Source organism: Nonomuraea glycinis, from assembly GCF_035920485.1.
In the GTDB taxonomy this organism is placed as follows: Bacteria; Actinomycetota; Actinomycetes; order Streptosporangiales; family Streptosporangiaceae; genus Nonomuraea; species Nonomuraea glycinis.
Genome location: NZ_CP109166.1, coordinates 9,510,643 through 9,525,333, shown reverse-complemented (window position 1 = coordinate 9,525,333; position 14,691 = coordinate 9,510,643). Strand labels below are relative to the sequence as shown.

Below are 14,691 nucleotides of genomic sequence, written 5' to 3'. Positions count from 1 at the left end.
CCGACGATGGGGACAGAGGACAAGCTCCGCGCCTACCTCAAGCGCGCCACGGTCGAACTGGCCCAGACCCGCCGCCGGCTCACCGAGACGGAGGAGCGCGCCTGCGAGCCCATCGCGATCGTCGGCATGGCCTGCCGTTACCCCGGTGGCGCGGACACGACCGAGGGCCTGTGGGAGCTGCTGAGCGAAGGCCGCAGCGCCGTCCGCGAAGTGCCGGCGACCCGCTGGGACATCGACGACTACTACCACCCCGACCCGCGCACCCCCGGCGGCATGTACACCAGGTACGGCACCTTCCTGGACGACATCGCCGGCTGGGACGCCGAGTTCTTCGGCCTGTCACCCCGCGAGGCGCTGCGCATGGACCCCCACCAGCGCCTGCTGCTTGAGCTGGCCTGGGAGGGCCTGGAGAACGCCGGCCTGGCACCCTCCGCGCTGGCCGGCACCCGCACCGGCGTGATGGTCGGCTTCATGGACACCCTGCAGTACGGCCGGATGCAGATCGAGCGGCAGGGCGCCGACGCCCTCTCCGACCCCTACCTCGGCCAGGGCTCGGTGGCCAGCATCGCCGCCGGGCGTATCGCCTACCAGCTCGACCTGATCGGCCCCACCGTCACGGTGGACACCGCCTGCTCCTCCTCGCTCATCGCGGTCCACCTGGCCGCCGAGAGCCTGCGCCGGGGCGAGAGCGACCTGGCCCTCGCCGCGGGCGCCTCGCTGACCCTGCACCCCTCCCTCTACATCCAGGCGTGCGCGGGCCTGATGATGTGCTCCGACGGGCGGTGCAAGACCTTCGACGAGGACGCCGACGGCTACGTCATGGGCGAGGGCGGCGGCCTGGTCGTCCTGGAGCGGCTGTCCAGCGCCGTCGCCAACGGCCGCCGCATCCACGCCGTGCTGCGCGGCTCCGCGGTCAACCAGGACGGGCGCAGCAACGGGCTCACCGCCCCGAGCCGGCGCGCGCAGGCCGACGTGATCGGCCGCGCGCTCGCCGCCGCCCGCGTCACTCCGGACGACATCGCGTACGTGGAAGCGCACGGCTCGGGCACCCACCTCGGCGACGCCATCGAGTTGTCCGCCCTGCACGACGTCTTCGGCCGCCGCTCGCCGGACCGGCCGCTACGCGTCGGTGCGATCAAGACGAACATCGGTCACACCCAGGCGGCGGCGGGGGTCGCCGGCCTGATCAAGACGGTGCTGATCCTGAAGAACGGGCAGATCCCGCCCAGCCTGCACCTGACCACCCCGGCCGCCGCGTTCCCCGAGGACGGCACCGTCCGGCCGGTCACCGGCCTGGAGCCGCTGCCCGAGGAGGAGGACCGGCCCCGGCTGGCCGGCGTCAGCTCCTTCGGGCTGTCCGGCACCAACGCCCACCTCATCCTGGAGAGCGCCCCCGTACCGGCCCCGCGCGAGGAGCCATCGCCTGCCGCCACGCACGTGCGGCCCCTGTCAGCCGACAACGCCACCACGCACACGCTGCCCCCGTCGGCCGGCAGCACCGCCACGCACGTGCTGCCCCTGTCGGCCGGCAGCGCCGCCGCGCTGCGCGAGCAGGCCACCCGGCTGGCGGACTGGATCGGCGCCCACCCCGGCACGACCATGCCCGACCTCGCCCGCACCCTCCAGAGCGGGCGCGCCGAGCTGGACCACCGCCGCGCCCTCCTCTGCGACACCCCCGACGACGCCGTACGCGGGCTGCGCGCCACCGCCGAGAACGGCGACGGCCACCGGGTCAAGGGCCGCCCCCGCGTCGCGTTCCTGCTCCCCGGCGTCGGCGACCAGTACGAGGGGCTCGGCCGGGAGCTGTACGCCACCGAGCCGGTGTACGCCCAGGCGGTGGACGCCTGCGCCGAGCTCGTCTTGCGCCGCTCGGGCACGGACCTGCGCCCCCTGTTCCTCCCCGAGCGGGAGTCGGCCGCCGACTCCGCCGACCTCGCCGCCCTGCTCGGCCGGGGCGGCGGCGCCGCACAGACCTTCGGCCCGCTCGACCACGCCGAGGTCGCCCACCCCTACCTCTTCACCGCCGAGTACGCACTGGCGCGGCTGTTCGAGCACTGGGGCGTCACCCCGGACATGCTCATCGGCTACAGCCTCGGCGAGTACGTCGCCGCCTGCCTGGCCGGGGTGTTCACCCTGGAGGACGCGCTGCACGTCGTCCAGGAGCGGGCCCACCTGATCACCGCCGTGCCCGCCGGGCGCATGATCGCCGTCGCCGCGCCCGAGGAGCGGATCGCCGCGGCCCTCGCGGCAGGCGGGATCGACGTGGACGTCGCCGCCCGCAACGGCCCGTCGATGACCGTGCTGAGCGGGCCGCCCGCGGAGATCGAGGCGGCGGCCGCCCGGCTGGCCGACGAAGGCATCGCCTGCCGGACGCTGCGCTCGGCGCACGCGTTCCACTCCCGGCTGCTGCAGCCCGCCCGGGAGAAGCTCGCCGCCGTGCTCGACACCGTGCCGAGGCGCGCCCCGTCCGTCACCGTCATCTCCAACCTCACCGGCCGCCCGCTCACCGCCGAGCAGGCCACCAGCACCTCGTACTGGACCGACCAGCTCGTCAGCACGGTCCGTTTCGCGGACGGCGTGCGGCACTGCGTGAACCAGGACGTGGACGCGTTCGTCGAGCTGGGGCCCGGCCAGACGCTCGGCGGGCTGGTCCGGCAGAACCTGGCCGGAGGCGCCACGGCCGCCGTCCTCGGCACCCTGCCGGCCCGCTGGACCGGCGGGCCGCGCCCCGACGCGTACGACGAGCTGCTCCGGACGCGCGCCCGGTTGTGGGAGCTCGGCGCCCCGGTGACGTGGGATCCCACCGGAGAGGGCCAGGTGCTCAGCCTGCCCACCTATCCGTTCCAGCGCACCCGCTTCTGGCCCGAGCAGACCGTGCCCGCCGGCTCGGCCACCCCCGCGCCCAGCCCCGAGCCCGCCGACTTCACCTTCGCCCACTCCTGGCGGCAGGACCCGGCGCGAGACACCCCCGCCGCCGCCCTCGTCCTGGCCGGTCCCCTCGTCGTCTTCGCCGACCCCGGCGGCGTGGGCACCGCCCTCGCCGACCTGGCCGCCGCCTCCGGGACCCCCGTGCTGGAGGTGGTCGCCGGCGACGGCCCGCCGCGCCGTGAGGGCCGCCGCCTGACCATCGACCCCGCCGTCCCCGCCCACTACACCGACATCCTCACAACCCTCAACGACCCGTCGTACAGCCACGGCCCACTCCACCTCGCCCACCTGTGGAGCCTGACCTCCCCAGCGGGCAAGGACAGCACGGGCCTGAACGACGCGGGGCTACGGGCGGCGATCGCCAGTGGCTTCGACAGCCTCATGCTGGCCCTGCAAGCGCTCGGCGACCTGCCCGGCGACCGGGGGGTGCGGCTGCTGACGGTCACCCGAGGCGCCGCCGAGATCCTCGGCGGCGACATCCCGGCACCCCACCAGGCCCTGGCCCACGGACTCGGCCGGGCGGCCCGCCACGAATACCCGGGCCTGACCTGGCAGGGCGCCGATCTCGACCCCACCCCCGACCTCACCCCCGACCCCACCTCCGGCCCCGCGCTCGGTGCCCGGCCGGATCTGGACGCCGCGCGGGTCGCCCGGGAACTGCTGCATCAGCCGGACCCCGACGCGACGACCCCGGAGGCGGACGACCCGCTCGCCGGCTGGCGGCGTGGCCGTCGCTGGGTGCGGTCCTGGGCCCCGGTCGCCACCGCGCCGCCCCCTGCCCCCGTATGGCGCGAGGACGGGACGTACCTGATCACAGGCGGGACGCGCGGGCTCGGCATGGCCCTGGCCCAGCACCTCGTACGGGCAGGGGTGCGGCGGCTCGCGCTGGTGGGCCGCACTCCGCTGCGGCGCGGCGCGGCCGACGGCGAGCGGGCGGAGCGGACCCTGCGCGACGTCGCCGAGCTGGAGGCGAGCGGCGCGGAGGTGCTGCTGCTCACCGCCGACACCGGCGTACCCGAACAGTTCAGGCAGGCGCTGCGGCGCGGCAGGGAGCACTTCGGCGCGCTGACCGGCGTGATCCACGCGGCCGGCCTGCCGGCGGGCGGCCTGCTGCGGCGGCGCACCGTGGCCGAGGCCGCGGCGGTGCTCGCGCCCAAGGTGCTGGCGATGGGACCGCTGGCCGAGCTGGTCGGCCCGGAGACTCCGGCCGCCGAACGGCCGGAGCTGCTCGTGCTGTACTCGTCCGCGGTGACCGCGTTCGGCGGCATCGGCGAGGGCGACTACTGCGCCGCCAACACCGTCCTGGACGCGTACGGCGACGCGCTGGCCGCCATCAGCCCGTCGACCAGGGTCGTGTCCGTCGCCTGGGGCCCCTGGCAGCACGACGTCTGGCAGTCGGAGAACCTCAAGTCGGCCGGCGGCCTGGCCGACCGGGTGGCCGCCTACCGCGCCCGCTACGGCTTCGCCGACGACGCCGGCTGCGACCTGCTGGACGGGATCGTGGCGGGCGGCCACGGCAGCGTGATGGCGGTGCGGCAGCCGCTGCACGAGGTGATGAGCGCCTGGTCCGACATGCTCGACCTGGACGACCTGATCGGCGCGGCCGCGGCGGTGCCGGCGGGCGAGCGGTTCCCGCGCCCGCAGCTGCGTACCGACTTCGCGGCGCCGCGGACCGAAGCGGAGACCGAGATGGCCGAGCTGTGGGGCGCCTACCTCGGCATCGACCGGGTCGGCGTGCACGACCCGTTCTTCGACCTCGGCGGCAACTCGCTGCTCGGCATGGCCATGGTGCTCGCCCTTGAGCAGAGGCTGGGCCACCCGGTCCCGCCCGCGCTGCTGTTCGAACACCCGACCATCGCGGAGTTCGCCGCCGCCTTGGACGGCGAAGGCGGCCCGGACGGCGGCGTACAGGAATCGCTCACCACCAGTTCGGCGCGGGGGCAGCGGCGGCGCCGGGCCCGTTCCAGTAACCGGAAATGAGGACGGAAGACGTGATCGACGACATCGAGGGCGAGAACTCCGGCACCGACATCGCGATCGTCGGCATGTCGGGCCGCTTCCCGGGGGCGTCCGACGTCGCCGAGCTGTGGTCCGCGATCCGGGCCGGCGCATCCGGCATCACCCGGTTCACCGACGACGAGCTGCGGGCCGCCGGCGTCCCTGACGACCTGCTGGCCGATCCCGCGTACGTGAAGGCCGCGCCGGTGATCGAGGACGTCGAGCTGTTCGACGCGGCCTTCTTCGGGTTCAGCCCGAAGGAGGCGCAGATCCTCGACCCGCAGCACCGGCTGTTCCTTGAGCACAGCCACGCGGCCCTGGAGGACGCCGGCTGCGACCCCAAGCGCTTCGACGGCTCGATCGGCGTCTTCGGCGGTTGCGCGCACAGCTCGTACATGCAGAACAACCTGCTGCCCAGCGGCATCGGCGAGGTCATGGGCGACCTCGCGCTCGGGCTCGCCAACGACAAGGACTCGCTCACCACCCGCGTCGCCCACACGCTGGGCCTGTCCGGCCCGTCGTACGGCGTGCAGAGTTACTGCTCGACGTCGCTGGTCGCGGTCTGCGCCGCGGCCACCAGCCTGGCCGGGTTCGAATGCGATCTCGCCCTGGCCGGCGGCGTCGCGGTCAGCGTGCCGCAGCACGTCGGCTACCTCTACCAGCAGGGCGGGATCTCGCCGCCCGACGGCGAGTGCCGGGCCTTCGACGCGGGCGGCCTCGGCGCCCCGCTCGGCAGCGGCGTCGGCGTGGTCGCGCTGCGCCGGCTGGAGGACGCGCTCGCCGACGGCGACCAGATCTACGCCGTCCTGCGCGGCTGGGCGGTCAACAACGACGGCGGGCGCAAGGTCGGCTTCACCGCGCCCGGCGTGCAGGGCCAGGCCGCGGTGATGGCCGAGGCACTGGCCAGCGCCGACCTGACGCCCGCCGACATCGACTACATCGAGGCGCACGGCACCGGCACCGCGCTCGGCGACGCCGCCGAACTGGCCGCGCTGCAGCAGGTGTTTCGCGGGCAGTCGCTGCTGATCGGCTCCGTCAAGACCAACCTCGGCCACCTCGACCGGGCCGCCGGCGTCACCAACCTCATCAAGGCGGCCCTCGCGCTGCGCAACGACGAGATCCCGGCGACGCTCAACCTGTCGGCGCCCAACCAGCAACTCGCCGCCGGTGACGCCCAGCTGGAGGTGGTCACCCGGCTGCGCGCCTGGCCGCGCGAGGCGGGACACACCCGGCGGGCGGGCGTGAGCGCGTTCGGCATCGGCGGCACCAACGCGCACGTGGTGCTGGAGGAGGCGCCGCTCGTCCCCAGGACCGAGGAGGAGCCCCGGCCCGAGCCGCTGGTGTGGTCCGCGCGCTCGGCCGCCGCCGCCGACGCGATGACCCAGCGGCTCGCCGCGCATCTCGCGGGCCCCGGCGGCGGCACGCGCCTCGCCGACGTCGCCCACACGCTGCAGAGCGGACGCCAGGTCTTCGCGCACCGCAGGACGCTGGTCGCCTCGTCCACCGCCGAGGCCGCCGCGGCCCTGCGCGACGGGGCGGTGCTCGGCCGCGAAGAAAGCCGCGCCGACCGGCCCGTGGCCTTCCTCATCGCGGGCACCGGCGAGCAGTACCCCGGCATGGCCGCCGAGCTCTACCGCACCGAGCCCGTCTTCCGAAAGGTGCTCGACGAGTGCCGCGCCGTCCTGCGCCGCCGCATGGGCGGGGACGACCCGCTCGCCGAGATGCTCGCCCCCCGCCGCACCGAGGAGGCCGGCGGGCTGGGCGCTCTGCTCGGCCGCGGCCCGGCCGCCGCCGCGACCCCGACCGCCGTCCTGCAGCCCGCCCTGTTCGCGGTCGAGTACGCGCTCGCCCGCCTGGTGCAGGCGTGGGGCGTCCAGCCCGCCATCCTGGCCGGATACAGCCTGGGCGAGTACGTCGCCGCCTGCCTCGCCGGGGTGCTGTCCCTGGAGTCGGCGCTCGCCCTGGTGGCGCACCGCGCGAGCCTCATCGGCGAACTGCCCGAAGGCTCGATGAGCGCCGTGCCGCTGTCCGCCGCCGACGCCGTCGAACGCCTGCGGCGCGCCGGGATCTCCGGCGTGGACGTCGCCGCCGTGAGCGGACCCGAGCTCACCGTGCTGGCGGGCGAACCGCAGGCCATGGCGGCGGTACGCGCGCTGCTGGAGGCCGACGCGGTGCCGTGCCGCCCGCTGGCCACCACCCACGCCTTCCACTCGGCCATGATGGAGCCGATCCGCGCGCCGCTCACCGCGTGGATCGCCGCCAACGTGCCGCTGAACGCGCCCCGCGTGCCGTACGTCTCCAACGTCACCGGCGCCCTGGCCACGGCCGAGCAGGTGACGGACCCGGCCTACTGGGCCGAGCACATGTGCGCGCCGGTCCAGTTCGACGCCGTCCTGGCCACGCTGCTGCGGGAGCAGGGCGACGCGGCGCTGCTGGAGATCGGCCCCGGCCAGTCGCTCGGCGCGATGGCGCGCGGCCATCGGGACTGCGCCCGCGAACGCTGGCCGCTGATCGTCGGCACCCTGCCGGGCGCCCAGGACCCCCGCCCGGCCGGCGCCGCCCTGGCCGACGCGGCCGGCCGGCTCTGGCTGGCGGGCGTGGCGCTCGACTGGCCCGGCTACCAGCAGGACCGGCCGGTGGCCAAGGCCGGCCTGCCCACCTACCCGTTCCAGCGCGAACGCTACTGGGTCGACCCACCCGCCACCGCCCTTCCCCGCCCCGCCGCCACTCTCGGCGCACCTTCCCCCGCCGCCGCCCAAGGTGCTGGTACGGGTGCCGCTCCCGGTGCCGCCAAGTCGACGGCCGAGCCGCACGTGCGACTCCTGACCCCGCGCTGGACCCCGGCGGGCACGCCCGTAGCGTCCACCACGGGCACGCCTGAGGCGCTCGCCCGCTGCGTCCTGCTGGGTGGCCGTGCCCAGGCGGCTGAGACTTTGGCCCGTACGTTGCGCGCCCACGGCCTCGAGGTCGCGACCGTCGCCCCGTCGGACATCTCTGCCGAGGCTCCGGGTGGGCTCGCCGAGACCTCGGGCGGCGGCCGTACCGTCCTGGTGGATCTGCGCCTCCTCGACGAGGAGGACCCTTCCGCCGGCGCGCACGACGGGCTGCTTCCACTGGCCCGGCTGCTCGACGCCTGGGGTGAGGCCGGTGACGGGGTACGGATCATCCTGGCCACCTCCGGCGGGCAGGCCGTGGCGGAGGGCGAGGTGCCCGTGCTCCGGCAGGCCGCCGCCGCGACCCTGCCGATGGTCGCCAACCAGGAATACCTGAACCTCGACTGCGCCACCGTGGACCTCGACCCGGCCGCGAGCCCTGACGCCGTCGCCGAGGCACTCGCCGCCGAGGTGCGCCGGCCCTCCGGCGAGGTGTTCGTCGCCTACCGCGACGGCCGCCGCCTGGTCCGCGCCTTCACCCCGGACGAGCCCGTCAAGACGGTGCCTGACCGTTCTGCCCAAGGAGTGCCGGAAGGGGCTGTGCCGGAAGGGGCCGTGCCGGAAGGGGCCGGGCAGGGTGTGCCGGAGGTTGTCGCCGCTGTTCGGGAGGGGGGCACGTACCTGATCACCGGTGGGCTCAGTGATGTGGCGCTGCTCGTGGCCGAGCATCTGGTCCGGGCCGGTGCCGGGCGGCTGGTCCTGACCAGTCGCGGTGGGGTGCCCGACGTCGAGGGGGATTCGCGCCGGGAAGCGGTGCGGCGGTTGCGGGAGCTCGGGGCCGAGGTGCTCACCCCTCGGGTCGACGTCACCGACGAGGCCGCCATGCGGGCGCTGCTCGACGGAGAGGAACGGCTGGACGGCGTGGTGCACGCCGCCGCCGACACCCGGCCCGACACCTTCCGCCCGCTGCGCGATCTGGACGAGGCCGCCGTCGAGCGGCACTTCACCGCCAAGGTGACCGGCGCGCTGGTCCTGGAACGGCTCCTGAACGCGTTGCCCGCCGATCGCGCCCCGAGTTTCTGTGTGCTGTTCTCCTCCACCTCCGCCGTGCTCGGCGGCGTCGCGTTCGCCAGTTACGCCGCGGCCAACGCCGCCCTGACCGCGATCGGCCTGCGCAACCACGCCCGCGGGACGCGTACCCGATGGGTGAGCGCCGGCTGGGACACCTGGGAGGTCACGCTGGGCCGGGTCGAGGGCGGCTTCGGCGCGGCCATGGCCGCGCACTCCATGACGGCCGAGCAGGCGCTCGCCGCCTTCGACGAACTGCTGGTCACCTCCCGGCCCAGCCTGGTGGTGGCCGCCGGCGGCCTGGACGACCGGCTGCCGCACGCCCTCGCCGCCGACTTCGACGGCCCGGCCGGAAGCGCCGCGGGCGCCGGGACCGGCGACCGGTTTCCGCGCCCGGAGCTGCCACAGCCTTACACTCCGCCGCTGTCGGCGACGGAACGCGACCTGGCCGGCCTCTGGTCGGAGGTGCTCGGCGTCGAACCGGTCGGCACCCGGGACAACTTCTTCGACCTCGGCGGCAATTCGCTGGTCGCGCTCCAGATGCTCGCACTGGTGAAGAAGCGTTTCGGTGTGGCGGTGCCGACGGTCTCGCTGTTCGAGGCGCCGACGGTGGGCACGCTGGCCACCACCCTGGACGAACGCCGCACCCCGGCCGCGCTTCAGGGCGCCGGGCTGCCCGTGTTCGCCCGGGACAGGGGGGCGCCTCCCTCGGGCGACGACGACAGGCGGATCGCCATCGTCGGCATGGCGGGGCACTTCCCCGGCGCCTCCGACGTAGGACAGTTCTGGCGCAACCTGCGCGACGGCGTCGAGTCCATCAGCTTCTTCTCCGAGGAGGAGCTGCTGGCCGCCGGAGCCGACCCCGAGCAGATCAAGGACCCCGCGTACGTCCGCGCCCGGCCGGTGCTGGACGACATCAGCGGCTTCGACGCGGCCTTCTTCGGCATGAGCCCCCGGATGGCCGCGATCAACGATCCGCAGCAGCGGGCCTTCCTGGAGGTGTGCTGGGAGGCGCTGGAGCACGGCGGCTACGCGGCCCCCGGCCACCGGGGCCGGGTAGGCGTGTTCGGCGGCGCCAACATCAGCACCTACCTGCTGCGGATGACGGACCATCTGCTGGGCGGCGGGCAGCAGGAGTTCAGTGACTTCGAGGTCATCATGGGCAACGACAAGGACGCCCTGACCACGACGGTCTCCTACCTGCTCGACCTGTACGGCCCGAGCGTGGCGGTCCAGACCTTCTGCTCCACCTCGCTGGTGGCCGCACACCTGGCGGTGCAGAGCCTGCGCAACGGCGAATGCGAGCTGGCCCTGGCCGGAGGCGTCTCGATCCGGGTGCCCGACCGGGTCGGCCACCTGTTCGGCCCCGGCGGGCAGGAGTCGCCGGACGGCCACGTGCGCGCCTTCGATGCCCAGGCGCGGGGCAGCATGTTCGGCGACGGCGCGGCGGCCGTCCTGCTCAAGCGGCTGCCCGACGCGGTGCGCGACGGCGACCACGTCTGGGCGGTGATCCGCGGCTCCGCGATGAACAACGACGGCGCGCTCAAGGTCGGCTACACCGCGCCCAGCGTCGTCGGCCAGTCCAGGGTGATCGCGGACGCGATGGCCGACGCGGGCGTCACCGGCGAGGACATCAGCTACGTCGAGGCGCACGGCACCGCCACCGAGCTGGGCGACCCGATCGAGGTGGCCGCGCTGACCCGCGCGTTCGGCCCCACCCGGGACAAGGAGTACTGCCCGATCGGGTCGGTGAAGACCAACGTCGGTCACCTCGACCGGGCCGCCGGCGCCAGCGGGCTGATCAAGACGTCGTTCGCGGTGCGCGAGGGCGTGATCCCGCCCACCCTGCACTACACCAGCCCGAACCCGGAGATCGACTTCGAGGACAGCCCGTTCTACGTCAACGCCGAGCTCTCCCCGTGGCGGACACGCGACGGCCGCCCGCGGATCGCGGGCCTCAACTCCCTCGGCATGGGAGGCACCAACGTGCACATGGTCATCGAAGAACCGCCCGTCCGTCCCGGCGCACCGCCGCAGGCCCGCCGCTTCCAGGTGCTGCCCGTCTCGGCGCGCAACGCCCCGGCGGCCGACGCCGCGGTACGGCGGCTCGGCGAGCACCTGGCCGCCGAGCCCGGCGCGCGGCTGGCCGATGTGGCCTACACCCTCCAGGTCGGGCGCAAGACGTTCGAGCACCGGCGGGCACTGGTCGCCGCCGACGGCGCGTCCGCCGCGACCGCCCTGACCGGACCGCGCCAGGAAGGACTGCTGGGCCGGGTGGACACCGTACAGGGCCGCCGGACCGCCTTCCTGCTGGCCGGCGTCGGCGAGCAGTACCCCGGCCTGGCCGCCGACCTCTACCACCACGAGCCGACCTTCCGCACCGCCCTGGACGAGTGCCTGACCCTGCTGAATCACCACCTCGACAACACCAACGCCACTGGCAACAGCACCGGCACTGGAACCAGCACCGGCGCTGGCAACGGCGCCGACGTCGGTGACGGCACTGGTAGCGGCGGTGGCGGCGCGGAACGCATCGGTGGCGGGCGCGTCGATGTCGCTGATCTGTTGGTCGGGGCGCGTGAGGCGGGTGCCGGACTCGCCGCGCTGCTGGGGCGGGCGCCCGCGGAAGGGGCGACGGGCCGCGCCGCCGCGCTGCGGCGCACGGAGGTGGCCCAGCCCGCGCTGTTCGCCGTGGAGTACGCACTCGCGCGCACGCTGATGTCCTGGGGGCTGCAACCGGCGATCATGCTCGGCTACAGCCTCGGCGAGTACGTCGCCGCCTGCCTCGCCGGCGTCCTGTCGCTGCCCGACGCCATCGCCCTGGTCACCCACCGGGCCCGGCTGATCTCCGGGATGCCGCCGGGCGCGATGCTGGCCGTCTCCCTCCCGGCGGGCGACCTGCGCAGGCGCTTCCGGCTGGAGGAACGCGGGCTGGACGTCGCCGCCGTCAACGGCCCCCAGGCGGTCGTGGTCGCCGGGCCGGTCGAGGCGGTCGAGACGCTGGCCGGGGACCTGCGGCAGGCCGAGATCGCGTGCCGCACGCTGGAGACCACCCACGCCTTCCACTCGCGCATGCTGGAGCCGCTGACCGACGAGCTCACCCAGTGGATCAAGGCCGAGGTCACGCTCAACCCGCCGGCGTTGCCGTACATCTCGAACGTGACCGGCGCGCCGGCCGACGCCGAGCTCGTCTGCGACCCCGGCTACTGGGCCCGGCACATGTGCGCGACCGTGCGCTTCCAGGCGGGGGTCGACACCCTGCTGGCCGAGCCGGAGCTCGCCATGGTCGAGATCGGTCCCGGTCAGTCGCTGGGGGCGCTGGTGCGCGGGGCGGGCTGCCCGGCGGAACGCTGGTCGTTGATCACCCATACGCTGCCCGCCGCGAGCGACCCCACTCCGGGTGACGAGGTGCTGGCGGGCAGCCTGGCCCGGCTCTGGCTCGGCGGTGTCACCATCGGCTGGGACGCCTACCACGGTCGCGTCGAGGGCGCCGACCCGGCGACGCTGCCCGGCCGGGTGCCGCTGCCCACGTACCCGTTCCAGCGGCAGCGTTACTGGATCGACCCGCCCGCCAGGAAGGAGCGGGCGGCCGAGCCGGAGGACCTGTTCGAGGCCATCACGACCCTGCCCAAACTGCCCGAGGAGCAGTGGCTCTACCTGCCCGTGTGGCGGCAGACGGCCGCGCCCGCGCCGGCGGAGCGGCAGCCCGGCTCGTGGCTGGTCTTCACCCGCGCGGGCCTCGCCGACAAGGCGCTGTCCCGCCTACGCGAAGCCGCCGCCGCCACCGGCGCCACCATCACACCGGTACGCCCCGGCGAGACGTACGCCGTCAACAGCGAGAGGCACACGGTCAACGGTGAGGCGAACGTCGTCAACGGCGACGGGCACGCCGTCAACGGCAAGGGGCATGCGGCCAATGGTGAGGGGCACGTCGTCCACGGCGAGGGGCACACGGTCAGGCCGGGCAGTGTCGCCGACATGCTCGCCGTGCTGCGCGACCTGCGTACGGCGGGACGGCGGCTGGAGCGGGTCGTCCACCTGTGGACGCTGGAACAAGCGCCGCACGACACCACCATCGCGTACGGCCTGCACACGCTCGTCGCGCTGGCCAGGGCGGCAGGGGAGTCCGGCATCGGCGACTGGTCGCTCGACGTGGCCGTCTCCGGCACCCAGCGGGTGCTGGGGGAGGAGGTGGCGCATCCCGCCGGCGCGACCCTGATGGGACCGTCCCTGGTGATCCCGCTGGAGTATCCGGGCGTGACCACCCGGCTGATCGACCTCCCGGCCGGCCCGTCCGCACGCGACCTGCACGGCCTGACCGCCGAGCTGGCCCGCCCGCAGCACGACCGTACGGTCGCGCTGAGGCACGGCCGCCGCTACATCCCCGACTACGCCGTGATGCAGCCCCCACCCCTGCCCGCCGTGAAGCAACCCCCGGCTCGCCCCGCCGTGATGCAGCCGTCGCCGCTGCCCGGCTCGATGCCCGCCCGATCGCTGCCTGGCGGACCGGTCGCCGATGCCACCGGGCTGCGGGAGGGCGGTGTCTACCTGATCACCGGTGGGCTGGGCGGCATCGCCCTCGGCCTGGCCGGGCATCTGGCCCGCGACTACCGGGCCAAGCTCGTCCTGCTGGCCCGGCGTGGCCTGCCACCGCGCGCCGAGTGGCCCGCGATCCTGGCCGCCGGCGGCTCAGACGGCTCAGACGGCTCAGGCGGCTCAGGCGGCAGTGGTGGCTCCGGTGGGCGTTCGGTGGATGAGGTGACGCGGCGGAGGGTTGCGCAGGTCACCGAGTTGATCTCGCTCGGCGCCGAGGTGGAGATCGTCGCCGGGGACGTCGCGGACGCCGGGGACGTGCGCCGGGCCGTCGAGGCGGCCACCGAGCGCTTCGGCGCGCTGCACGGCGTGCTGCACGCGGCGGGCGTACCGGCCATGGGCCTGATGCAGTTCAAGCGGCCCGAGGAGCTGGACGAGGTGCTCGCCCCCAAGATCGGCGGCACGCTGGCGCTGGCCGAGGCGCTGCGCATCGGCCGCGAGGACGAGGTCGAGCTGGACCTGCTGGTGCTGTTCTCCTCGATCACCTCCGCGACCGGCGGCGGCCCCGGCCAGGTCGACTACTGCGCCGCCAACGCCTTCCTGGACGGCTATGCCCACGAGCTCGCCGCGACCGGGCGCCGGGTGGTGTCCGTCGGCTGGGGCGAGTGGACGTGGAACGCGTGGGAGGCCGGTCTCGCCGGGTACGAGGAGGCGCTGCGCGACTTCTTCCGGCAGAACCGGGCCCGCGTCGGCATCGAGTTCGCCGACGGCTGGCGCTCGCTGCTGCGGGCGCTGGCGACCGGGGAATCCCACGTCATCGTGTCCACCCAGGACTTCCCCACGCTGGTGAGCGGCAGCTCTCGCTTCACCCTGGAGGCGGTGACCTCCCCTGCGATGGGCGGCGGCGGCGAGCTGCACCCCAGGCCCGAGCTGGTCACCAACTACCAGGAGCCCGCCGACGCCACCGAGGAGGCCATCGCCGCGATCTGGGGCGAGTCACTGCGCCTGGACCGGGTCGGCGTGCTGGACAACTACTTCGAACTGGGCGGCAACTCGCTGCTCGGCGTCGCCATCGTGGCTGCGGTCCGGCGCGCGTTCAAGCTGCCGGAGCTGCCGCCGCACATCCTCTACGAGTCGCCGACCGTGGCCGCGCTGAGCCGCACCGTCGAGGCGCTCGCCTCGGGCGCGGCGCCGGCCGCCACCGAAGGCGGCAGCCAGGTACGGGCCCAGCTACGGCGCTCGGGATTGGAGGCCGCCGCGCGCAGGCGCGGAAGGTGACGGCGACCACGGA

2 protein-coding genes are annotated in these 14,691 nt (G+C 74.8%); both read left to right on the top strand.

The annotated features are described in order from the left end of the window. Nucleotides 1-6: 6 nt before the first annotated feature. Complete coding sequence (locus OHA68_RS44785) at nt 7-4,908, top strand: type I polyketide synthase (RefSeq protein ID WP_327105674.1); 4,902 nt, start codon at nt 7-9, stop codon at nt 4,906-4,908. Further along, a complete protein-coding gene (locus OHA68_RS44780; protein ID WP_327105673.1) occupies nt 4,905-14,678 on the top strand; it encodes an SDR family oxidoreductase in 9,774 nt (3,257 codons plus the stop codon). The genes OHA68_RS44785 and OHA68_RS44780 overlap by 4 nt, the downstream gene beginning before the upstream one ends. Nucleotides 14,679-14,691: the final 13 nt, after the last annotated feature.